This window comes from Methylobacterium sp. BI1 (assembly GCF_056680125.1).
Genome location: NZ_CM155267.1, coordinates 4,819,431 through 4,840,896 on the forward strand (window position 1 = coordinate 4,819,431; position 21,466 = coordinate 4,840,896).

Annotated in this window: 16 protein-coding genes; 7 read left to right on the top strand and 9 right to left on the bottom strand. The window is 71.8% G+C overall.

Annotation, left to right across the window (positions count from 1 at the left end; all coding sequences use genetic code 11):
- Positions 1 to 159: 159 nt before the first annotated feature.
- From AC1MGR_RS22775 to AC1MGR_RS22790, 4 genes are read left to right on the top strand one after another with little or no spacing between them, the layout of a single operon-like run.
- Positions 160 to 1,125 carry a 2-hydroxyacid dehydrogenase gene (locus AC1MGR_RS22775; protein ID WP_480233044.1) on the top strand — a complete coding sequence of 322 codons (966 nt, stop codon included), beginning with the start codon at positions 160 to 162 and terminating at the stop codon, positions 1,123 to 1,125.
- On the top strand, positions 1,122 to 2,033 hold the full coding sequence (locus AC1MGR_RS22780; protein WP_480233045.1) for an AprI/Inh family metalloprotease inhibitor: 912 nt from the start codon (positions 1,122 to 1,124) through the stop codon (positions 2,031 to 2,033). Before AC1MGR_RS22775 ends, AC1MGR_RS22780 begins: the two co-directional genes overlap by 4 nt.
- 38 nt (positions 2,034 to 2,071) lie before the next feature.
- Entirely contained in the window at positions 2,072 to 2,839 is a 768-nt protein-coding gene (trhO, locus tag AC1MGR_RS22785; protein ID WP_480233046.1) for an oxygen-dependent tRNA uridine(34) hydroxylase TrhO, read from the top strand.
- The gene (locus AC1MGR_RS22790) at positions 2,836 to 3,045 is read left to right on the top strand and encodes a SlyX family protein (RefSeq protein ID WP_108035228.1); all 210 of its coding nucleotides are present in this window, start codon (positions 2,836 to 2,838) and stop codon (positions 3,043 to 3,045) included. Before trhO ends, AC1MGR_RS22790 begins: the two co-directional genes overlap by 4 nt.
- Positions 3,046 to 3,221: 176 nt before the next feature.
- Here AC1MGR_RS22790 and AC1MGR_RS22795 read toward each other — a convergent pair whose 3' ends face one another.
- Together AC1MGR_RS22795 and AC1MGR_RS22800 are read right to left on the bottom strand one after the other, a co-directional pair.
- Complete coding sequence (locus AC1MGR_RS22795) at positions 3,222 to 4,664, bottom strand: NAD-dependent succinate-semialdehyde dehydrogenase (protein WP_480233047.1); 1,443 nt, start codon at positions 4,662 to 4,664, stop codon at positions 3,222 to 3,224.
- 196 nt (positions 4,665 to 4,860) lie between these two features.
- Positions 4,861 to 5,652, bottom strand: a complete 792-nt coding sequence (locus tag AC1MGR_RS22800; protein ID WP_108035229.1) for a class II glutamine amidotransferase — start codon at positions 5,650 to 5,652, stop codon at positions 4,861 to 4,863.
- A gap of 471 nt (positions 5,653 to 6,123) precedes the next feature.
- Here AC1MGR_RS22800 and AC1MGR_RS22805 point away from each other — a divergent pair, with 471 nt between their 5' ends.
- Entirely contained in the window at positions 6,124 to 6,516 is a 393-nt protein-coding gene (locus AC1MGR_RS22805; RefSeq protein ID WP_480233048.1) for a response regulator, read from the top strand.
- A gap of 122 nt (positions 6,517 to 6,638) precedes the next feature.
- Here the strand turns inward: AC1MGR_RS22805 and rpsU are convergent, their stop codons facing one another.
- Positions 6,639 to 6,953, bottom strand: coding sequence for a 30S ribosomal protein S21 (gene rpsU / locus AC1MGR_RS22810; RefSeq protein ID WP_055957071.1), 315 nt, complete (start codon positions 6,951 to 6,953; stop codon positions 6,639 to 6,641).
- Positions 6,954 to 7,520: 567 nt separating this feature from the next.
- Here rpsU and AC1MGR_RS22815 point away from each other — a divergent pair.
- On the top strand, positions 7,521 to 9,002 hold the full coding sequence (locus AC1MGR_RS22815) for a methyl-accepting chemotaxis protein (protein ID WP_480233049.1): 1,482 nt from the start codon (positions 7,521 to 7,523) through the stop codon (positions 9,000 to 9,002).
- A 23-nt stretch (positions 9,003 to 9,025) separates the two neighbouring features.
- Here AC1MGR_RS22815 and AC1MGR_RS22820 read toward each other — a convergent pair whose 3' ends face one another.
- A complete protein-coding gene (locus AC1MGR_RS22820; protein ID WP_480233050.1) occupies positions 9,026 to 13,891 on the bottom strand; it encodes an NAD-glutamate dehydrogenase in 4,866 nt (1,621 codons plus the stop codon).
- Between the two features lie 1,120 nt (positions 13,892 to 15,011).
- Here AC1MGR_RS22820 and AC1MGR_RS22825 point away from each other — a divergent pair.
- Positions 15,012 to 16,088, top strand: coding sequence for a PAS domain-containing protein (locus AC1MGR_RS22825; RefSeq protein WP_181259609.1), 1,077 nt, complete (start codon positions 15,012 to 15,014; stop codon positions 16,086 to 16,088).
- A gap of 51 nt (positions 16,089 to 16,139) precedes the next feature.
- Here the strand turns inward: AC1MGR_RS22825 and AC1MGR_RS22830 are convergent, their stop codons facing one another.
- From AC1MGR_RS22830 to AC1MGR_RS22850, 5 genes are all read right to left on the bottom strand, one after another.
- A complete protein-coding gene (locus AC1MGR_RS22830) occupies positions 16,140 to 16,559 on the bottom strand; it encodes an FKBP-type peptidyl-prolyl cis-trans isomerase (RefSeq protein WP_480233051.1) in 420 nt (139 codons plus the stop codon).
- An 80-nt stretch (positions 16,560 to 16,639) separates the two neighbouring features.
- Positions 16,640 to 17,791 (bottom strand): GNAT family N-acetyltransferase, encoded by a 1,152-nt coding sequence (locus AC1MGR_RS22835; RefSeq protein ID WP_480233052.1) that lies wholly within the window; start codon positions 17,789 to 17,791, stop codon positions 16,640 to 16,642.
- Positions 17,788 to 19,140 (bottom strand): lipopolysaccharide biosynthesis protein, encoded by a 1,353-nt coding sequence (locus AC1MGR_RS22840; RefSeq protein ID WP_480234875.1) that lies wholly within the window; start codon positions 19,138 to 19,140, stop codon positions 17,788 to 17,790. The genes AC1MGR_RS22835 and AC1MGR_RS22840 overlap by 4 nt, the downstream gene beginning before the upstream one ends.
- An 87-nt stretch (positions 19,141 to 19,227) precedes the next feature.
- Positions 19,228 to 20,187, bottom strand: a complete 960-nt coding sequence (locus tag AC1MGR_RS22845; RefSeq protein WP_480233053.1) for an SGNH/GDSL hydrolase family protein — start codon at positions 20,185 to 20,187, stop codon at positions 19,228 to 19,230.
- A complete protein-coding gene (locus tag AC1MGR_RS22850) occupies positions 20,151 to 21,245 on the bottom strand; it encodes an OpgC family protein (protein ID WP_480233054.1) in 1,095 nt (364 codons plus the stop codon). The genes AC1MGR_RS22845 and AC1MGR_RS22850 overlap by 37 nt, the downstream gene beginning before the upstream one ends.
- Positions 21,246 to 21,466 lie beyond the last annotated feature (221 nt).

Sequence of the window (21,466 nt, forward strand, 5' to 3'; positions counted from 1 at the left end):
GTGGCTTCACTGCGCCGGGCGGATGGCAGCCCGGAGGCGCCCGCATGGGGCTTCGCGCGCCGCCGCAAGGTCACTGGACCGGTCCGGACCCGCGGCCTAAAGCTGTCGGCACGGAGCCGCCGAGGCTTCGACCCTATCCCGATCGTCGCCGAGACCCCCATGCCGCCCATCGACATCCTGATGCTCAAGGCGATGCATCCCGAGGTCATGGACGCCGTCGCCGAGCGCTTCACCCTGCACCGGCTCGACATCGTCCCCGATCCGCAAGCCTTCCTGGCCGAGACCGGCCCGCGCATCCGCGGACTCGCCACGGGGGCCCAGGCGCCGGTGGACCGGGCCCTGCTGGCCCGCCTGCCGGGCCTCGAGATCATCGCGAGCTTCGGCGTCGGCTACGACACCATCGACACGCGGGCGGCGGCCGATCAGGGCGTCGTCGTCACCAACACGCCGGACGTCCTCACCGACGAGGTCGCCGACCTCGCCCTCGGCCTGCTGCTGGCCACCGTGCGCCAGATCCCCCAGGCCGACCGCCACCTTCGCGCCGGGCACTGGCCGCAGCGGACCTACCCGCTGACCCCGACCCTGCGCGGGCGCACGGTGGGCATCCTCGGCCTCGGGCGGATCGGCCGGGCCATCGCCCGGCGCCTGGAGGGCTTCGGCGTCGCCATCGCGTATCACGGCCGCCGGCCGCAGCCGGACGTGGCCTACGCCTACCACCCCACCCTGCTGGGCCTCGCCGAGGCCTCCGACGTCCTGATGGTGGTGGCCCCCGGCGGGCCGGAGACCAACGGGATCGTCGACGCGGCGGTGCTGGAGGCGCTGGGACCGCAGGGCCTCCTCGTCAACGTCGCCCGCGGCAGCCTCATCGACGAGGCGGCGCTGATCCGGGCGCTCCAGGCCGGCACCATCCTGGGCGCCGGCCTCGATGTCTTTGCCCAAGAGCCGCACGTGCCGCCCGCGCTCGTGGCCCTGGACCACGTGGTGCTCCTGCCGCATGTCGGCTCGGCCTCGGTGGCGACCCGCGCCGCCATGGGCCGGCTCGTGGTGGACAACCTCGTCGCCTGGTTCGACGGACGCGGCCCCCTCACCCCGGTGCCGGAGACGCCCTGGACGGCCCAGGCATGATCCGCGACACGATCTGCGCCACCGCGCTGGCCCTGATGCTGGCGCCGGCGACGGCGGCCCTGGCCCAGAACACCGCGCCCCCGCAGGAGAAGGCTACGCCGCCGGAAACGGCTCCGCCGCAGGAGGCGCCCGCGCCCAGCGCCGCGCCGGCGCAAGCCGCGCCCGAACAGCCCTTCGTCGAGAGCCTGCCCCGCGACATCGCCGGGGTGCCGGGCACCTGGGACCTGTCGCGGGACGGCAGCACCCGGCGCTGCGTCCTGACCCTGTCGGGCGCGAGCGGGCCCGCCGGGCGGCGCCTGTCCTTCCCGGCCGGGTGCCGCCGGGCCCTGCCGATCCTCAACCACGTCGCCGGCTGGCTCTTCACCGACGGCAACCTGCGCCTCGTCGACAAGGACGTCCGGCCGGTGCTGCAATTCAGCGCCCGGGTCGATGCCCGCAGCCTCGTGGCCGCCGCGGGCGACGAGCATTTCAGCCTGGTGCCGCTCCAGATCGTCGCGATGGTGCCGCCGACCGACGCGGTTCCGACGAGCCCCGGGGCCGGCTATGCCGGGACCGGTTCGGCGGCCCCGGATGCACGCAGCGCCCCGACGCCCGAGGCCGCGCCCGCCGGCGAGGGCCCGGCCCCCGGCACCTACGCCCTCGACCGCTACCGCGAGCAGGACGTCTGCCGCATCGAGCTGACGCCCGGCAGCGCACCGGCGCCGGTACGCATCCTCGACAATTGCCGCGACGGCGGCCTGACGGTGTTCGATCCGGTCTCCTGGCGCTTCGCCAACGGGCATCTCACGCTCAACGCCCGTCGCGGCCACGTGGTGAACCTCGTCGCCACCGGGGACGGGCGCTGGCGCCGCGACCCGGAGGTCGGCACCACCTTCGTGCTGCGCCGGGTCGATCCCGCCGCGCCCTGATCCCTGTCCCCTGAGCCCTGTCCCGCCGATCGCCCCCGATGCCGCAGACCGTCGCCGCCCTCTACCAGTTCGTCGCCCTGCCGGACGTCGCCGCCCTGCAGGCGCCGCTCGCGGCCCTGTGCACGGAGCTCGGGATCACCGGCACCCTGCTGCTGGCGCCCGAGGGCGTGAACGGCACGGTGGCCGGCTCGGACGCGGCCATCGACGCCTTCCTGGCGGCCCTGCGCAGCGGCCCGCTCTTCGGCGGTCGCCTCGCCCATCTCGACTGCAAGCTGTCGCGGGCCGAGGCGCCGCCGTTCCGCCAGCTCAAGGTCCGGGTGAAGCGCGAGATCGTCACTTTCGACGACGGCGCCACCGACGCAGCCACGGGCGCCGGCACCCCCGTGGCGCCTGAGGCCTGGAACGCCCTCCTCGACACGCCGGGTCTCCTCCTGATCGACACCCGCAACGCCTTCGAGGTAGCGCTGGGCAGCTTCCCCGGCGCGGTCGATCCGGGGATCACCCGGTTCAGCGCCTTTCGGGCCTATGTCGACGGCCTCGACCCGGCCGCGCATCCCCGCGTGGCGATGTTCTGCACCGGCGGAATCCGCTGCGAGAAGGCCGGCGCCTACATGCGCGCCAAGGGCTTTCCCGACGTGCGCCACCTCGCGGGCGGCATCCTGCGCTACCTGGAGACGGTGCCGGCGGCCGAGAACCGCTGGGCGGGCGACTGCTTCGTCTTCGACGGCCGCATCGCGCTGGGCCCCGCCCTGGTGGAGCGGCCCGACCACCCGCCGGAGGCCCTGATGTCCGAGATGCCGCGATGACCGATCTCTCCGCCCGCATCGACGCCCTGGAGATGCGCCTCACCGAGCAGGACGTGGTGATCGACGACCTCAACGCCACGATCACGGCCCAGTGGCGCCAGATCGACGCCCTCACCCGGCAGATGGCCAAGCTCGTGGAGGAGGTGGAGGCCGCCGCCAACCGCCCGGCCTCGGGTGCCCCGGAACCGCCACCGCCGCATTATTGAAGCGATGGTCGCCGCGGGATCCCTCTCCCCCTGCGGGAGAGGGTGGCCCGCGAAGCGGGTCGGGAGAGGAGAGCGCCGCTTCCGGAGAGGTCGACCCCTCTCCCGCCTGCTCCGCAGGCACCCTCCCCCGCAGAGGGGGGAGGGTCGAACCGCGATCCCGGCAGCCTTTTCGCCCCCTACCCCGCGACGCTCGCCTGGCTGACGAACTTCGTGGTCAGGTAGGCCTCCAGGGCCTCCGAGCCGCCCTCGCTGCCGTAGCCGGAATCCTTGACGCCGCCGAAGGGCGTCTCGGGGAAGGCGAGGCCGTGGTGGTTGATGCCGACCATGCCGCTCTGGACCCGGGCCGCGACCTCGACGGCGCGGGAGGCCGAGCGGGTATAGGCGTAGGCGGCCAGGCCGTACGGGAGCCGGTTGGCCTCGGCATAGGCGTCCGCGTCGTCGGAGAAGCGCTGGATCAGCGCCACCGGGCCGAAGGGCTCCTCGTTCATGATCCGGGCGGTGGGCGGCACATCGCAGAGCACCGTCGGCTCGAAGAAATTGCCGCGGTTGCCGATGCGCTTGCCGCCGGTGCGCAGCTCGGCGCCCTGCGCCACGGCGTCGGCGCAGAGGGTCTCCATCGCCTCCAGGCGCCGGGCGTGGATGAGCGGACCCATGGTGGTCTCGGGGTCGAGCCCGTCGCCGACCCGGCGGCCCTCCGCGAAGGCCACGAAGCCGTCGCGGAAGCGGTCGTACACGGAGTCGTGCACCAGCATCCGGGTCGGGGCGACGCAGACCTGGCCGGCGTTGCGGAACTTGTTGGCGCCGAGCACCGCCACGGCGGTGTCGACATCGGCATCCCCGAACACGATCGCGGGCGCGTGGCCGCCGAGCTCCATCGTCGCCCGCTTCATGTGCCGGCCTGCCAGCGCGGCGAGCTCCTTGCCCACCGGGGTCGAGCCCGTGAACGACATCTTGGCGATCACCGGGTGCGGGATGAGGTAGCCGGAGATCGCGGCCGGATCGCCGTAGACCAGGGAGAGCACGTCGCCCGGGACGCCGGCATCGAGGAAGGCCCGGATCATCGCCGCGCAGCTCGCCGGGGTGTCCTCGGGGCCCTTCAGGATCACCGAGCAGCCGGCGCAGAGGGCGGCCGCCACCTTGCGCACCGCCTGGTTGATCGGGAAATTCCAGGGCGTGAACGCCGCCACGGGACCGACGGGCTCGCGCAGCACCATCTGAGCGACGCCGTCGGCGCGGGCCGGGATGATCCGGCCATAGGCCCGGCGCCCCTCTTCCGCGAACCAGTCGGTGACGTCGGCCCCCGCCAGGATCTCCACCCGCGCCTCGGCCAGCGGCTTGCCCTGCTCCAGGGTCATGAGGCGGGCGATGTCCTCCACCCGCGCGCGCAGGAGGTCGGCGGCCCGGCGCAGCACCTTGGCGCGCTCGTAGGCCGAGACCTTTCGCCAGGCGGCGAAGCCCCGCTCGGCCGCCGCCAGCGCCCGGTCCAGGTCGGCGCGCGTCGCCACCGCCAGGGTGCCGAGGGTTTCGCCGGTGGCCGGGTTCAGCACCGGCAGGGTTTCCGAGCCGGACCCGTCGGTCCAGGCCCCGGCGATGTGCAGCGTCACGTTCGGATACGTCATCGGCGGCTCCCGCATGGCAATCGAGCGGGGTTGTCCGCCCTTCGCGCGCGGGCCGCAACCCACTTCGGGGGATGGCCGGGTCGCCGGCGCAGGTGCGCGTCGCCACACGGTTCGGCCGGGACGGTGGCGCGCGTCGGGTTAAGCCGCCCCCGGCGCATCCCGATCGTCTGGAACCGGAGCGATGCCAACGGTCGCTTCAGGCGGCGATGCGCTCGGCCACGGCCTCGGGGCCGGTGACGGTGACCGGGCCGCCGCGGCGGGCCTGGAGGGTGCCGCCCTTGGGGACGACCTTCCAGCCGTCGCGGCAGCCGTCGATCGGCTCGGAGACGACGACGAGGCCGGTCTCGGTCTGGCGGTAGTAGAGACTCGGGGGCGAGCCGTCGCAGGCCCAGCGATAGGCCGTCAGGGTCTCGCCGTCGGTGACCACGGCGGTGAAGCGCAGGGGCTCGGTGGCCTCGGCCGCCCGCATCAGGTCGCGCACGGTGGACAGGGTCCGGGCCATGGCGCCGATGGGGTCCTCGGCGAGGCCGTTCGCCAGGGCGAGGAGGAAGATCGCCTCGGAATCGGTGGTGCCGCGGCGGTCGTCGTAGAGGGCGTCCGGGATCAGCGCCTCGATCCGCCGCTTGATGCGGTGATAGCCGCCGATCTGGCCGTTGTGCATGAAGAGGTGGCGGCCATGGGCGAAGGGGTGGCAGTTCGCCCGGGTGGTGGCGGTGCCGGTGGAGGCCCGCACATGGGCGAAGAACATCCGCGCCCGCACCTGCTGGCAGAGGTTGACCAGGTTCTCGTCCGACCAGGCCGGGCAGACGTCGCGGTACAGGCCCGGAGCGACCCGCTCGCCGTACCAGCCGATGCCGAAACCGTCGCCGTTGGTTTCCGTCTTCGCCTCGGCCGCGTGGAGCGACTGGTGGACCAGCGAGTGCGTCGGTGCGCAGACGAGGTCGGTCAGGAAGACCGGCTCACCGGAATAGGCGAGAAAGCGGCACATGACGGACAAACACCCCCTGATCTTGACGACGCGACCGACCCGGTCGCCGCCCTAGGGCGGCGTCCGTCTCCTGCAACCTCTTCGATCCGTACCCCGGCAACGTTCAGGCTACCGCGGTGAACGAGTGGTTAACGGATCCCGCGGTCCCAGCCTCATGCCGAGCCAGCTATGCAAGAGGCGCACCGTCCGGGCGCCGGACGATCTCGGCGGGCGGCGGCCCGAGGGGCACTCATCATGCGAGCCCGGCGGGAATGCGGCGAAGGAACCGTTCATTGATGCGGGAACCGCATAGCCGGAACATCGATTCGGACTCTTGCCCCCTGCACCGTGGCGGCGCAGCATCACCTCGAGAGAATCAGTACCCCAAAAGGATCAGGCCGGGTCGCTGACGGCTGCCCCGTGCCCGCGTATCGCGTCCCGCCCGTCCTTCCCACGCGTTCGCCACGCCAGATGCCTGACTGAGGAGACTTCATGGATCGCTCACACGCCCCCTGCCCGATCGCCCTCGTGGTCGAGGACGACGCCGATGTCCGCAACCTCGCGACTGCCGTCCTGGAGGAAAGCGACCTCGACGTCATCGCCTGCGACACGGCCGAGGCCGCGATCTCGGTGCTCGAGCGCTCCGGCGGCAACGTCGCCCTGCTCTTCGCCGACGTCCGCCTCGGCGCCGGCATGGACGGGATCGCCCTGGCGAGCGCCGTCGAGCGTCGCTGGCCGGACGTCCGCGTCGTCCTCACCTCCGGCGGCGACGCCCGCGGCGGCGCGGCCCTGCCGGCCCAGGCGGTCTACATGCAGAAGCCCTGGCGTGCCCTCGACGTGCTGGTCCAGGCCGAGCACGCGACCACGGCGGCCCGGGCCGCCTGAGGGGTCCAGTCCAACGCGAAACAGCCCGGCCGCTGAGCGACCGGGCTGTTTCGTCTTTACAGCGAGACCGACGGTGGCGACGCTGCGCCGCCGTCGTCTGCCTCGATTGCGCAGGCCTGACGTCAGGCGTTGCCGGCGGGCGGCAGCACGGTCGGAGCGGTCGGCGCGAACGGCGAACCGCCCGGACGACGCGGCGCACCGGCGCCGAAACGGGGCTTCGGCTTCGGCGCGGCGATCAGGCCCTCGCGGATCGCGGTCTTGCGGGCCTGCTTGCGGGCGCGGCGCACGGCCTCGGCCTTCTCACGAGCCTTGCGGACGGAAGGCTTCTCGTAGGCCTTGCGCTGCTTCATCTCGCGGAAGATGCCCTCGCGCTGCATCTTCTTCTTCAGGACGCGGAGGGCTTGGTCGACGTTGTTGTCGCGAACGAGTACCTGCAACGGTTTCAATCCTCTGAAACGATGTTTGTTGGGCGGCACCGACCCTGAGACCCGCCCGGAGCCCCGCGACGCGAACTGCAAAACGTCCCGGACCCGGGATTTCCCCCGGGCGGGACGTCCGTCAGACGGCCTCGAATCGGCGCAGAAACTGCACTTGGGGCAGGCTCATACACCAACCGCCCGCGAGTTCCAACACGCCTCGCCGCGGCCGGGGCGCATTATCGCGGCGCCGGGGGAACAAACCGCAGGTGCTGTCGCCTTCGGGACGGGCACCGCCCTTCCGGCGTGGCAGGCATTCCAGCGAGAAGGATTCCGAAGTGGTCGCATCCGTCCGACGAGGCGAAGACTGGCATCCGCGAAGATACGGCGCCCGATCCGGAGCTTTTCCCCTCGAAGCCGATGTTGCGCGAGGGACGAATGGTTGCCCATTCGTCCCTCGGATCGTGCGAATTTTCCGATCCTTAAGGTTTGTAACCGAGTTTCACTGGGCGGCGTGGGGCATCATCCGGGGGGATGACCTTGAGCTGCGGCCAGAACCCTTCCGGGGTTCCGACTTTGGGGCGAACGATGCTGGGTCTGAAGAACAAGGCGTCCATCGAGACGGCCGCGAAACTGGCCGCCCTCGACAAGTCGCAGGGCATCATCGAGTTCGACCTCGACGGGACGGTGATCACCGCCAACGCGAACTTCCTCGCCGTCGTCGGCTACACCCTGGCGGAGATCCGCGGGCAGCATCACAGCCTCTTCGTCGAGCCGGCCCAGCGCGACAGCGCCGCCTACGCCGAGTTCTGGACCAAGCTGCGCCGGGGCGCGTACGAGGCCGCCCAGTACAAGCGCATCGCCAAGGGCGGCAGCGAGGTCTGGATCGAAGCCTCCTACAACCCGATCCTCGACGCCTCCGGCAAACCCTACAAGGTGGTGAAGTTCGCCACCGACATCACGCAGCAGAAGATGCATGACGCCGACGTGGAGGGGCAGCTCGCCGCCCTGCACAAGGCCCAGGCGGTGATCTCCTTCTCCCTCGACGGCACCGTCCTCGACGCCAACGCGAACTTCCTTTCCGCCATCGGCTACACCCTGCCGGAGATCGTCGGCCGGCATCACCGGATGTTCGTGGCGCCCGAGGAGCGCGACAGCGCGGCCTATGCCGAATTCTGGGCCCGGCTGCGCCAGGGCACCTACCAGGCCGCCCAGTACAAGCGCCTGGCCAAGGGCGGGCGCGAGGTCTGGATCGAGGCCTCCTACAACCCGATCCTCGATGCCGGCGGGCGACCCTACAAGGTCGTCAAGTTCGCCACGGACATCACCGCGCAGGTGACGCTCCTCAACAACCTGCGGCAGCTGATCGCCCAGAACTTCGGCGAGATCGACGGCGCGGTGCTCCTCTCCAACACCCAGACGCAGGAGGCGGACGCCGCGGCCAGCACCACCTCCAGCAACGTCCAGACCATGGCGGCGGCCTCCGAGGAGCTCGCCGCCTCCGTCGCCGAGATCTCCCAGAGCATGGCCCATTCGCGGGTCGCCACCGAGGCGGCGCAGGGCCAGGTGGTCGCCGCCGCGGAGGCGACCCGGAAGCTGACCCAGGCCGCCGGCGCCATGAGCGGCATCGTCGGCCTGATCCAGACCATCGCCGGCCAGATCAACCTGCTGGCGCTCAACGCGACGATCGAATCGGCCCGGGCCGGCGAGGCGGGCCGCGGCTTCGCGGTGGTGGCCCAGGAGGTGAAGAACCTCGCCAACCAGGCGGCGCGGGCCACCGAGCAGATCACCGGCGAGATCGACAACGTGCAGGCGGTCTCCCAGCAGGTTGGCGAGTCCCTCCACACCATCCAGACCTCGGTGGCGCAGATGCGCGAATACGCCATCAGCACCGCGGCGGCGGTGGAGGAGCAGAGCGTCGTCACCCAGGACATGTCGGGCAACATGCAGCACGCCGCGAGCGCGGTCGCGGCGATCTCGCGCAACATCCAGGCGATCGGCCAATCGATCGGACAGGTCTCCCGCGCGGTGGAGACCACCAAGGACGCCGCCCGGGTCCTCGCCCGCTAAGGCCCCCCGCCCCGGGCCGGCCCTTACCCCTGGGCCGGCATCCCCTTGGGCCGCGCCAGGTCCGCCAGCAGGCTCGCCGCCACCGTCGCCTTCGAGACCGTGAGCCCCGAGGCCGTGATCGCCTCCAGGGTGGCGCGGGCATGGTCGAGGGCCGCGCCGCGGCTCCGGCTCCAGGCCGTCACCGCCTCGGGGCCGGCGCCCACCGTGCCGATGATGTCGGCGGTGAGCTGCCGGTGCGCCGTGGCGATGCCGGCGACCGCCCGCTCCAGGGCGATGCGGTCGTAGGTGTCGCCGGTGGCGACCGCCCGGGCGGCCGCCGCGAGCTCGGAGAGCGGGAGCGCCCGGTCGAGGGCGAAGTGGGTCGCGGCGATGTCCGGGATCGCGCCGCCGCCGGTCTCGGCGATCCGGACGATGTCGGGGGCCGAGGTCAGGGCGGTGAGCGCCGCGAGGCGTCGGGCCGGCGACTCCGCCATGCCGAGGCCGACGAGTTCGGCCTCGCGCGCCGCGCGCTGCCCGTTCACCGCCTCCCCCATGACCTCCGGCAGGGCCGCCTGCAGGGCGCTGATGCCCTCGCGGTAGCGGGCGACGAGGGGCGCGACGCTGCCCGAGAGGTCGAGGTTGCGCAGGAACCAGACGATCCGGCCCACGAGCAGGTCCTGCACCTCGGCGTAGAGGGCGATCTGCGCCTGGCCGCCGATGGACCCGGCGAGCCCGTCGATGGCGAGGTTCAGCTCCATCAGGCCGTAGGCGTCGCGGGTGATGGCGTAGGCCTTGGCGATGGCGCTCGCATCGGCGCCGGTCTCCTCCACGAGGCGGGTGACCAGGGAGGGCCCGCCGCGGTTGACGATAATGTTGGAGAGCGCCGTGCTGATGATCTCCCGGCGCAGGCGGTGGCCGTTCACCGCGTCGGGGAATTGCTGGCGCAGGGCGGCGGGGAAGTAGCGCTGCAGCTCCCGGTCGAAATACGGATCATTCGGGGCCGGGCTCGCCAGGAGGGCGTCGTAGAGGGCGAGCTTGGCGTAGGCGAGGAGCACCGCGTATTCCGGCCGGGTCAGCCCCTCCCCCTTGCGCATCCGCTCGGCGATGGCGGCGTCGTCGGGCAGCAGCTCCACGGTGCGGTCCAGGCGCCCCTCCGCCTCCAGGGCCTGCATCGTCCGCATGGCGAAGCCCGTCTCGGGCAGGCCCCGGTGCTGGGCCAGGGAGAGCGCCAGGGTCTGGAGCTGGTTGTTGCGCAGCACCAGGGCGGCGACCTCGTCGGTCATCGCCACCAGGAGGGCGTTGCGGGCCGGCCCGTCGAGGCGGCCGTCGCGCTCCGGGATCATCAGCGCGATCTTGATGTTCACCTCGACGTCCGAGGTGTTCACCCCGGCGGAATTGTCGATGGCGTCGGTGTTCAGGCGGACCCCGTTGCGGGCCGCCTCGATGCGCCCGCGCTGGGTCGCCCCGAGATTGGCGCCCTCGCCGATGACCCTGGCCCGGACCATCGCCCCGGTGATGCGCACCGCGTCGTTGGCCCGGTCGCCGGCCTCCTCGTCGGATTCGGCGGTGGCGCGGATATAGGTGCCGATGCCGCCGAACCAGAGCAGGTCCACCGGCGCCTTCAGGATCGCCTGCATCAGCTCCGCCGGGGTCGCCGCGTCCTGCGCGAGGCCGAGCGCCGCCTGGATCTCGGGAGAGAGCGGGATGGTCTTCAGGCTGCGGGCGTAGACGCCGCCGCCCGGCGAGATCAGGCCGGCATCGTAGTCGCGCCAGGAGGAGCGGCCGAGATCGAACAGGCGCCGGCGCTCGGCGAAGCTCGCGGCCGCGTCGGGGTTCGGGTCGAGGAAGATGTCGCGGTGGTCGAAGGCCGCCACGAGGCGCAGGGAGCGCGACAGCAGCATGCCGTTGCCGAAGACGTCGCCGGACATGTCGCCCACGCCCGCCACCGTGATCGGGTCGCTCTGGGTGTCGATGTCCATCTCGAGGAAGTGGCGCTTCACCGCCTCCCAGGCGCCGCGGGCGGTGATGCCCATGCCCTTGTGGTCGTAGCCCTGGCTGCCGCCCGAGGCGAAGGCGTCGCCGAGCCAGTGGCCGCGCTCCGCCGAGAGGGCGTTGGCGATGTCCGAGAAGGTGGCGGTGCCCTTGTCGGCCGCCACCACCAGGTAGGCGTCGTCGGGATCGTGCCGCACCGTGTCGGCCGGCGGCACGATGGCGTCGCCGACGATGTTGTCGGTGAGTTCGAGCAGGGTCCGGATGAAGATCCGGTAGCTCTCGGTGCCCTCGGCCATCCAGGCCTGCCGGTCCGAGGCCGGGGGCAGGCGCTTGGGAAAGAAGCCGCCCTTGGCGCCCACCGGCACGATCACGGCGTTCTTCACCTGCTGGGCCTTCACCAGGCCGAGCACCTCGGTGCGGAAATCCTCCGGCCGGTCGGACCAGCGCAGGCCGCCGCGGGCGACGTAGCCGAAGCGCAGGTGCACGCCCTCCACCCGGGGGGCATAGACGAAGATCTCGAAGAACGGGCGCGGCAGCGGCATGCCGCTGACCTTGGCGCAGGCGAACTTGACGGCGATGGCCTCCCGGCGGCCGCCCCCCGGGGCGACCTGGAAGAAGTTGGTCCGCAGGGCGGCCTCGATCAGGTTGACGAAGCGGCGCAGGATGCGGTCCTCGTCGAGGCTGGTCACGGCGGCGAGGTCCGCCTCGATCCCGGCGCGGATCCCGGCCTGGGCCGCGTCGCGGTCGCCCTCGGCGGCCGGGTCGAACCGGGCCCGGAACAGGGCGACGAGAGCGCGGGCGACGCCCGGATGGGCGCTCAGGGTGGCGGCGAGGTAGCCCTGGCCGTAGCGGATGCGGAGCTGGCGCAGGTAGCGGCCCAGCGCGCGCAGCAGCGCGACCTCGCGCCAGGGCAGCTCGGCCTCCAGCACGAGACGGTTGTAGCCGTCGGATTCGGCCAGCCCCGTGCCCAGCGCCAGCAACGCCTCCTCCAGCAGGGTCTCGAGGCGGCCGAGGTCGATGGCCGCCCCCGTGGCGCGCTCCAGCAGCATGTCGTGCAGCCAGACCCGGGCGGCCTCGTCGGCGCCGGGGGGCAGGATGCGGTAGGTCCGCTCGTTGATGACCCGGAAGCCGAGATTCTCCAGCACCGGCACCCGCTCGGACAGGGAGAGCGAGGCGCCCCGCGAAAACACCTTCAGGCGGATCTGCGCGTCCGGGTCGGTGGCGCGCCGGCCGATATCGGCCGCCCGGGGGCGCTCCGGGCTGAGGCGCTCCAGGGTCGTGATGTCGGCGATGGCGACGGCGGGCGCGAAGCTTTCGCGATAGGCCGCCGAGAAGGCCTCGCCGTAGCGGGCCGCCAGGATCCGCGCCTCCGGGCCGTCCCGGGTCTCGGCCAGCGCCGCCCGCAATTCGTCGCCCCAGGTGCGGACCAGGGCGGCGATGCCGGCTTCCAGGGCCGCCGGGTCGCGCTCGGGCGCGCCGGATTCCGGCAGGCCGATGATGAAGTGGGTGCGGGCGAGCGGCCCTTCGGGGAAGTACGGGTAGGCGGCCGAGACCCGGCCGCCGTACGCACCGGCGAGGTAGGCGCCGATCCGTGCCCGCACGGTGGAATCGTAGCGGTCCTTCGGCACGTAGACGAGGAGCGAGACGAAGCGGCCGAAGCGGTCGGGCCGCGACAGCACCCGCAGGCGCGGCCGGTCCGCGAGGTGGGCGATGGCGAGGGCGAAGCGGTAGAGCCGGTCGGCGTCGATCTGGAACAGGTCGTCGCGCGGGTAGGTCTCCAGCACGTCGAGGAGGCCGCGCCCCGCATGGCTCGTGGGATCGAGGCCCGCGCGCATCGCAACCTGCGCCACCTTCTCCCGCAGGTAGGGGATCTCCCGCGTCGGCAGGGTGTAGGCGCTGGCGTTGAACAGGCCGACGATCCCGACCTCGCCGGTCAGGCTGCCGTCGGCGCCGAACAGCTTGCAGGCGATGTAGTCGAGATGGGCCGCCCGGTGGACCCGGGACTTCACGCTGGCCTTGGTGATGATGAGCGCCTGCGGGCCCTCGAGGAAGGCCCGGATCTCGGGCGTCATGTCCACCAGGGCGCCGCCGCGCCGGAGCACCGCCACCGCCGGATCGCGCAGGAGCCCCAGGCCCGAGCCCTCCACCAGGGCATGCTCGGACCCGGACAGGCTGTGCTCGCGCAGGCCCAGCAGGGTGAAGTGCCCCGCGCCGAGCCAAGCGAGGAAGGCCCGCGCCTCCGCCACCTCCCCCTGCGGCAGGGGTGGCGGGGCGTGGGCGTAGGCCTCCGCGAGGCCGGCGAGGCGGGTCGCCATGGCGTCCTGGTCGTCGGTGGCCAGGGCGACGTCGCGGAACACGCGGGCGAGCCCCTCGACGAGGCGGGTGCGGGCCTCCCCGGCATCGAGCCGGTCGAGATGGATGTGGATGAAGCTCTCCCGCGCGAAGCCCGCCTGCGTGTCGGCGGTGGTCTCCCCGACCACCCGGACCAGGGCGCCGCTGCCGTCGCGCTCGACCCCGAGGATCGGGTGGGCGACGAGGTGCGGGGCCAGCCCCTGCTCCGTCAGCTCGGCCAGGGCGGAATCGAGTAGGAATGGACGGTTGTCGTTCACGACCTCGACGATGGTCAGGTCGCGGCTGCGGCCGTCGCGCTGGACGGCGCGGTCGCTGACGGAGAGGTTGGCGGGCGCGCCCGGGTGCCGGGGCTGGGCCAGGTGCTCCCGCGCCGCCAGGGCGAGGTCGGCGAGATCCTGCGGCGTGTAGGGCGCGAGGTCTTCGGGCGGCACCCGTCCGAACAGGTCGGTGACGAAGCCGCCAGGGCCTCCCTGCGCCACCACCCGGTCGGCGGCGGCGCCGAGAAGATCGGTGCGGGCGCCCCGGGCCTCGGGGCTGGACAGGGCGGCGTTCCGTTCCAGTGCCATGGTCAGCGTGTCCTTGCGGCGGGCATCGGTGCGATCGGACCCGGCGCGATCGAAACCGGGACGAGCGAACTCGAGGAGTCCCGATCCGGGCGGCGCGCGGCGGCGATCGGGAGGGGACGGCCCGTCAGGGGGTGGGGGGCGGACGGACGGTGGCTGGAGCGCATCGCTGGGTCGCCGATCTCTCTGCCGGCCCGCGATTCGCTCGCGATGGCCGCCGCGCCCTCACTTGAGCATCGGGCCTCCCGTCTTTCCAGGGCCGGACGCCCCGATCGGGCACGAGCGGCTACGACCGGCGGTCGATGTCAGGCTTTCCAGGCGGCGCGCGGCGCGGGGGGCGACGGCGCCCTGGGCGCGGCGAGGGTCGGTCAGCCGGCTCAATCGGGCCGGATATCCCGCGAAACGATGGGACGATCGTATGGCGATCAGCGCTTCATCCTATCTATACGCACCATTCCGGCCCTCTATTCATCGAATATCACGGATTCTTGAAGACAACTCACGGTTTTATCGGCGATTTTCAGTCTTGAGAGACGGATCGTTTCGGGCAATGACATCGACCGTCTGTCCGTGACGGTCGGGGCCCGCGAAACGCCCGCGACCCTGCGAGGAGAGAAGGCGTGCCATCTCCATCAGGAGCCCGCTTCGCCGCCCCGCGCACCGCCGGTCTCCGGGGCGATTCGCCCCCGCGCCGGAATGGCAACCGGGTCTCCGAGGACGATCGAGGGCGGAGACCGGGTCCTGCGATGACCGGGTCCGGCGCCGGTTCCACGCCCGTGCGGACGCGGATCCGGGACGGGTCCGACGGGCGCCCCTCCCGCCTATCGCGTTGAGACAGAAGGCCGATCGCCGGAGGCGCGGGACTTTGGCTCGCACGCGGCGCGTCGCTTCGGAGCCGCGCTTCGCCCCGGGCCCGTCCTCCCGGCGCAGCAGCACATCGTAGGACTGGAAGCATATCAGAGCTATTGTGAATGGATTTTAATGTAGCGCCCGGGCTTTTGACTGGACTTAGAACAATGGTCTCTCATAATCCGGCATGGGGCAGGCAATGCGTGCCTGCACTTACGTAGTCATGAGAGATGATTCCTTGTTTTCCGCGAATGTGATCCGTTCCGGAATTTCTGTGCCGAAGGAGGAACCGCGTCCGTCCGTTCCCGCCTCGCTGGCGCAGATTCTGCGGCTGGTCGAGGAATTGGCCCAGATCGGGCTCTGGTCCATCGACCTCCGGTCCGGCGTCCTCTCGCTCTCGGACGGCGCCGGGCGCCTCACGGGCCTTTCCCAGCAGACCACCCGGATGGAGGCCCTGCGCGCCCTCGTCCATCCCGAGGACGGCCTGATCTTCGAGGAGGTCGCGGCCGCGCTGCGGACCGGCATCCCGGTCGATCGCGGCTTCCGGATCGTCCGTCCGGATCGGACCGTGCGCTGGGTCGAGTTCAAGGGGAACGTGGTGCTCGGGGCGGATGCCCGCCCGGTGCGGGCCGACGGCCTGATCCTGGACGTCACCAGCCGGCACGAGACCACGCAATCGGTCCTGCGCAACCAGGCGCGCTACGAAGGCCTGGTGCAGGCGATCGCGGCCGTGGTCTGGCTGATGAGCCCGGACGGGGTCCACCAGCCGTCGCCGAGCTGGTGCGCCCTCACGGGTCAGACCCCCGAGGAGTGGCATGCCGGCGGCTGGGCCTCGGCGATCCATCCCGAGGACCGGGAGCGCGCGGCCAGCGCCTGGGCCACGGCCTTCCGCCGGCACGAACCCTACGAGGCCAATTACCGCCTGCGCCGCGCCGACGGGCATTACCGCTGGGTCAGCAGCCGGGCCGTCCCGGTGCTCAACCCCGACCGCTCGGTCCGGGAATGGATCGGCCTCGTCATCGACATGACCAGTACGGCCAGCGTGATGACCCAGCCCCGGGACCCGGCCCTGGTCGACATTTCCGGGCCGCTGATCCGGAGCGCCCGGGCGATGCTCAACTGGTCGATCCCGGACCTCGCGGCGGCCGCGGAGGTCTCGGGCTCCAGCATCAAGCGATTCGAGGAGAGCGGCGGTGCCGTGCTGCGACCGCGGACGCGGGCCGCCATCCGGAACGCCCTGGAAGCCGCCGGCATCACGTTCGTCGCGCGCCTGTCCGGCGAGGTCGGGCTGGTATACCGGCCGGTCGCGGCCGAGGTGCCGCCGGAATCCCGACCCGGTACCGCCGCCTGAGGCGGAACGGGGCCGCCGGTCGCGCGACCTCGACGCGACCGGCGTGGTATACTAGCGGGCGCCGAGGAGCTCGACGTCGAAGATCAGGGTCGCGTTGGGCGGGATCACGCCGCCGGCGCCGCGCGGGCCGTAGCCCTGGTCCGGCGGAATGATCAGGGTGCGCTTGCCGCCGACCTTCATCGTGGCGACGCCCGTATCCCACCCGGCGATGACCTGCCCGGCGCCGAGGGTGAAGCTGAAGGGCGTGCCGCGATCCCGCGAGGAATCGAACTTCTTGCCCGGCTTGCCCCCGTCGTCGAGCCAGCCCGTGTAGTGGACGCTGACCTTCTGGCCGGCCTTCGGCTCGGGGCCGGTGCCCACGACCTCGTCACGGTACTGGAGGCCCGAGGGGGTGGTGATGGTCTCGGCGGATGCGGATGCAGTCATGGCGAGGATCAAGGCTCCGGTGAGGGCATAGAGGGGACGGCGCATGGTAGGTCCTGTCTGGCATGCCGAGGCGGCGCAGTAGCACGGACTCGCCAGGACGTCACAATCCGGCTCGCCGCACGCCCTCAGCGCCGGAGCAGCCGCCGCGCCTCGCCCCGGGCCGTCTCCTCCAAGCGCGCGAGCCGAAGGCGCCGCTCCAGCCCGATCAGCCCGCGGGAGCCGTCCGGAACCGCGATGATCTCGGCGACGGTGTCGCGCTCGCGGTAGAGGCTTTCGAGGGCCGACCCGGCCAGGGTCGCGGAGTCGAGGCGTTCGGCGAAGCCCTCCGCATGCAGCGCCCGCACGATCTCGGCCTCCAGGACGAGGCCCGGCGCGAAGGCCCGGGCGGTCTCGTCGTAAGTGGTCTTCAGGAGGTACGCGGTTCCGCCCGCCACCAGCGCGAGGCTGACGGCCAGGGTCGTCCCATCCCGGGTCAGGGTGTCGGCCCGGATGCCGATCGAGCCTCCCTCGGCCCGGAACAGGGCGCGGGCGAAGGCGGCATGCGCCGTACGGCAGGCCATGGCGGTGCCGGCGCTCCCCTTCCAGCCGGCGGCCTCGAGCTCGAGGAAGACCTCCACCGCCCGGGCGAGAGCCGGTCCCTGCGTCACGCTCTGGAGACTGACCGCACCGCCCTCGGCGAGGCGGCGCTGCCGGCGCCGCAGATCCTTGAGCCGCGAGGGATGCGGATGCCCGGCGAGGAAGGCGGCATGATCGGGGCGCCTGTCGAGGACCGGACGGACGAACCGGGCAACCTCTCCGAGATCCCAGCCGGCCTCCGCCATCGCGGCGAGCAGGTCGCGGCCCGGAGCCGCCTCGACCGAGAGCAGCGGCCAGCGCCACGCCCGTCCGCCGGAGGCGACGGCAAGGCCCTCGACCAGGGCCGCCAGGATCGCAGGCCTGTCCGGGCCCTCCGCCACCAATGGCGCGGACGCGGTGATGAAGGGCGACGCGAACGGCAGCAGGACGGATCGCCCGAGCCCGCAGATATCGTAGGAGCGGCGAAACGGCAGCACCGCTTCGAGGCGCTCCGGCCCGTGCACGACGACGACCCGCAGGTCCGACGATGCCAGGCCGCTCGCCAAATGGGCCTGCATCACGTGCCGACCGAAGAAGGGATGGGCGCGTCCTGCGCGGGCCGAGAGGTCGTCCCAGGCCTCTGCCTCCCGCCCGAGGGACGCGAGCGTCGTGATCGCGTGGGTATAGGCCGGCGCGACCCGCCGGGCGTGAGCGGCGCTCATCGGCCCCGTCTCCCAAACAGACCGATCCGGACCGGCGTCACCAGGCCATGCACCGTGTAGGCAGCCCAGGCCATGGCGGCGGCGCGCACCACGGTCGCGAGCGCCATGGCCAGGGCCGCCCCGATCACCCCCAGCACCGGGACCAGGATGATGCAGAGGCCACCGGCCAGACCCAGCATGCCGACGGCCACGCTGGCGGCCAGACGCTCTCCGCCGAGCATGTTGAGCAGGTCCTCACCCGGGCCGAAGACGCTGGCCGCGACGCTGCCGGCGACGAGGACGGCGAGGATGGGCAGGCTGTCCCGGAACTCCGGGCCGAACAGCCCCAGCAGGAGGGGCGCGACCGCGAGGACGGCGATCCCGATGAGCGCGGTGGCCGCCAGGGTGAGACGCGCCTGCAGCGCGACCAGATCGGCGAGCCCCACCCGGTCCCCGGCCGCATGGGCCGCGGTGAAGCGCTGCGCCGTGGCGGCGGTGGCGGCGAAATGGACGAAGACCACGAATTGCTGGATCCGGGTCGCGGCGAAGTACAGCCCCACCGTGGCGGGCGGGACGAGCAGGCTGAGTACGACGACGTCAATGAAGCTGGCAGCGGAGGTGGCGAGATCGCTGCCCGCGATCGGCAGGCAGGCGCGGAACCAGCGTCGCCAGGCATAGCGGCGCGGTCCGGCGGGCAAGATCGCCCGAAGGCGCAGCAGCAGCAGGGCCGCCTGGATCGAGACCGCGATCCCGGTCGCCACGAGGGTACAGAGGACGGCGACGCGCGCCTCCGCCGGTGCGCCAAACCCCACGGCCGCGACCATGGCGGCCATGATCAGGCCCTGCCGCAGCAGGTACGGGGGGGCGATGGCGAGCACGGCCCAGTTCTGACCGCGGGCCACGCCCTCGCAGTAATCCTGGAGCGCGAAGAGCGGCAGCACCAGCGCCGCCACAAGGAGGGGGGCGGCATAGGGGCCCTCCAGCAGGGAGCCCTCGACCCAGACCAGGGCGAGCCCCCCGAAGGCGACGGCGAGCGCGCTCGCCAGCGTCACGGTCGCACCGCCGATGAGGTAGGCGCGGACGGCCGCGAGATCGCTTCGGGCCTGATCCGCCGGGATGAACCGGCAGGCACCCTGCGACAGGCCGAGGGTGGCCGAATGACCGAGGATGGCGATCCAGACCCAGATCGCCGCGAAGATCCCGTACTCGGTGCCGCCCATCAGGCGCGCCATCAGCACCTGCCCGACATAGGCGAAGCCGGCCGCGCCGATGCGGATCGCGAAGACGTGGATCGCCGCCCCGGCGGCACCGCCGCGCAGTCGCGTCAGGGCGCTCCACGCGCCGGCGGCTCCGATCCTGTCCGTCGCTATGCTCACCGAATGGCCCCCGCCCGATCCCTACCGGTGTAGGGCCTTCGCCATTGCGGCGCGGTTAAGCCGAGCGGTTAAGGCTTTGGTTCAGGGCCCGGCGGGCGCCGTGGCGGGCAGCTTAGTCCCGGCTGAGTCCTTCGGGGGCGCCAGGGTCAGGGTGGGACGCCCGGCGCTACCCGTCGAGGCCGGATCCGGCTGCAGAAGCGACAGGGTGATCGCGCGGGTGACGTGCTCGGCCATGCAGCGCAGCCCGAGATCGTTCAGCCGGAACTGGCTGCCCAGGAGATGTCCTTCGCCCTTGTCGTTGCGGCGGGCGAGGTAGCGCATCGCCTCGTAGCGCTGGACCAGGGGTACGCCCTCCCGCAGGGCGACCTCCTGCACCTTGCGCACGAGACTGGTGTAATAATCGTCCGAGGCGAGGCTCGCGGTGTAGACCGGGCTGACGAGAACGACGTCGATCTCATGCCCCTTGATCCATTGCACGGTCTCGTCGAGGGCCGTGCCGAAGGCATCGAGATCCACCCGGGCAAGGGCGTCGTGGGAGCCGACCTGCCAGATGACGAGGTCAGGCTCTACCTCCGCAACCATGCTGCGCAGGCGCTCGCCCGCTCCCGATGCGATCTCGCCTTGCAGCCCCCGGCTCTCCACCACCACGTCGACATCCGGCAGGGAGCGCTCGAGGGCGGTCTCAAGCTTGACCGGATAGGTGGCGGACGACCCGAGCCCCATGGTCGAGGCGCCGATCGCGAGCACGCGGACCGGGCGTTTTTCCTTGAGAGCTGCCTTCACCGCGCCGAGGCGGGCCAGGGTGTAGAGCTTCGAGCCAGGCACCCGACATTCCGGCGACAGGGTCACGTCCACAGCCTCCGCATCCGGCCCCTGTCCGGCGGCGACGCTCGGAGGCGACACCACGGTCGGCGGTGGAGGTCCCACCTTCACGGGGTCTTGATGGGCCGCCGGCTCCTGCGCCCAGGCTCCGCCTCCGCCGAGGGGGCAGAGGAGAGCCAGGCTCAGGGCGAGGAGACCCGCGGCTTTCGGGAGCGCCATTCGACGAACCATGCGGTGAAACCCAGTGCGAACAGGCCGGACCCTACGACGAAAACGTCAACAACGACACCGCCGCCGGTCCAGAACCGCACGAGCTGCGCGGCCAGGCTGAGCAGCGAGCCGATTGAGAACACTGCGAGCGAATTTCGTCCCAGGCTGGCGAGGAAGGCCGTGATCCATCCGAGGCGCGGGGCGAGGAACCCGTAGAGCGTCTGGAAGGCGAGGAGTACGCCGAGGAAGTGGATGACCCGCGCAGGCGACAGATAGGTCTTGTCGAAGGTGAAGACGAGGCGCGGATCAGGAACAAGGAGCGGATCGGGGCGCAGGTCGAGCACCGAAAGGGCGATGCCGGTGAGAACGATGACCACTCCCACCGGGACGAGCCGACGCGACCAGCGCTTCAGCCAGGGCGAGGTCCGGCTCCAGTCCTGCATGGTGAAGCCGAGAACGAGGAGAAGCTGCCAGCACAGCGGGTCGAAGAACCAATCGCCCTCGCCCGGCCAGGAGGGCAGGTTCCACTCGAACACGAGGCTAGAGGCATAGAGCGCGAAGGACAGGAGCAGGGCCGCGAGCCGGCTCACGCGCCCGATCAGTACGAAGACGGGCGCGATTCCGAGGAGCACGACGTAGAGCGGCAGAATGTTGAAGAAGCCGAGCTGGTGGGTCAGCAGCACGAAGCCGACCATGGTCTGGATCGGATCGGCGAAGAAGCCTCCCGCATTGTGCCATTCGAGCAGCAACGGGTTGTCGAGCACCAGGGCCGTCCCGGCAATCATGCCGAGGGCGAGCGCCATCGTGGTGATCTGAGCCCGATAAACCTCGATGGTGCGCGACATCAGCCGCAGCACGGTCTTCAGCCGCGGCTCGGGGCTCCCGTCACGATTGCGGGTGGCGATTCCGATCGACCAGCCGGCCAGGAAGACGAACAGCTCGGCGGCATCGGAGATGCCATACTGCGAATAGGTGTACCGCTCGAAGGTGTTGCCGGGAATGTGATTCACGAAGATCGTGACGAGGGCCAAACCCCGCCAGAAATCCACCGCGTTCGGTTCGCGCATCGGGGCTCCGCACTCCGGTAGCTCGAGAGGACAGATGCGAGGCGGGCTGTATCTCGCGGCCGCGCGGCAAGGGCCGGCCCTGATACGGTGCCCTCGCGGTTCTGCAAAGGGCAACCTTTGGCGGAGATGGACGGAGGCTGGTCTCGCCCGGCCCTGCGGGCAAAGCCGACGCCCGGTGAGGTGCATACCCCGGCGGTGTGGCATAAATACCGGCGACGCCG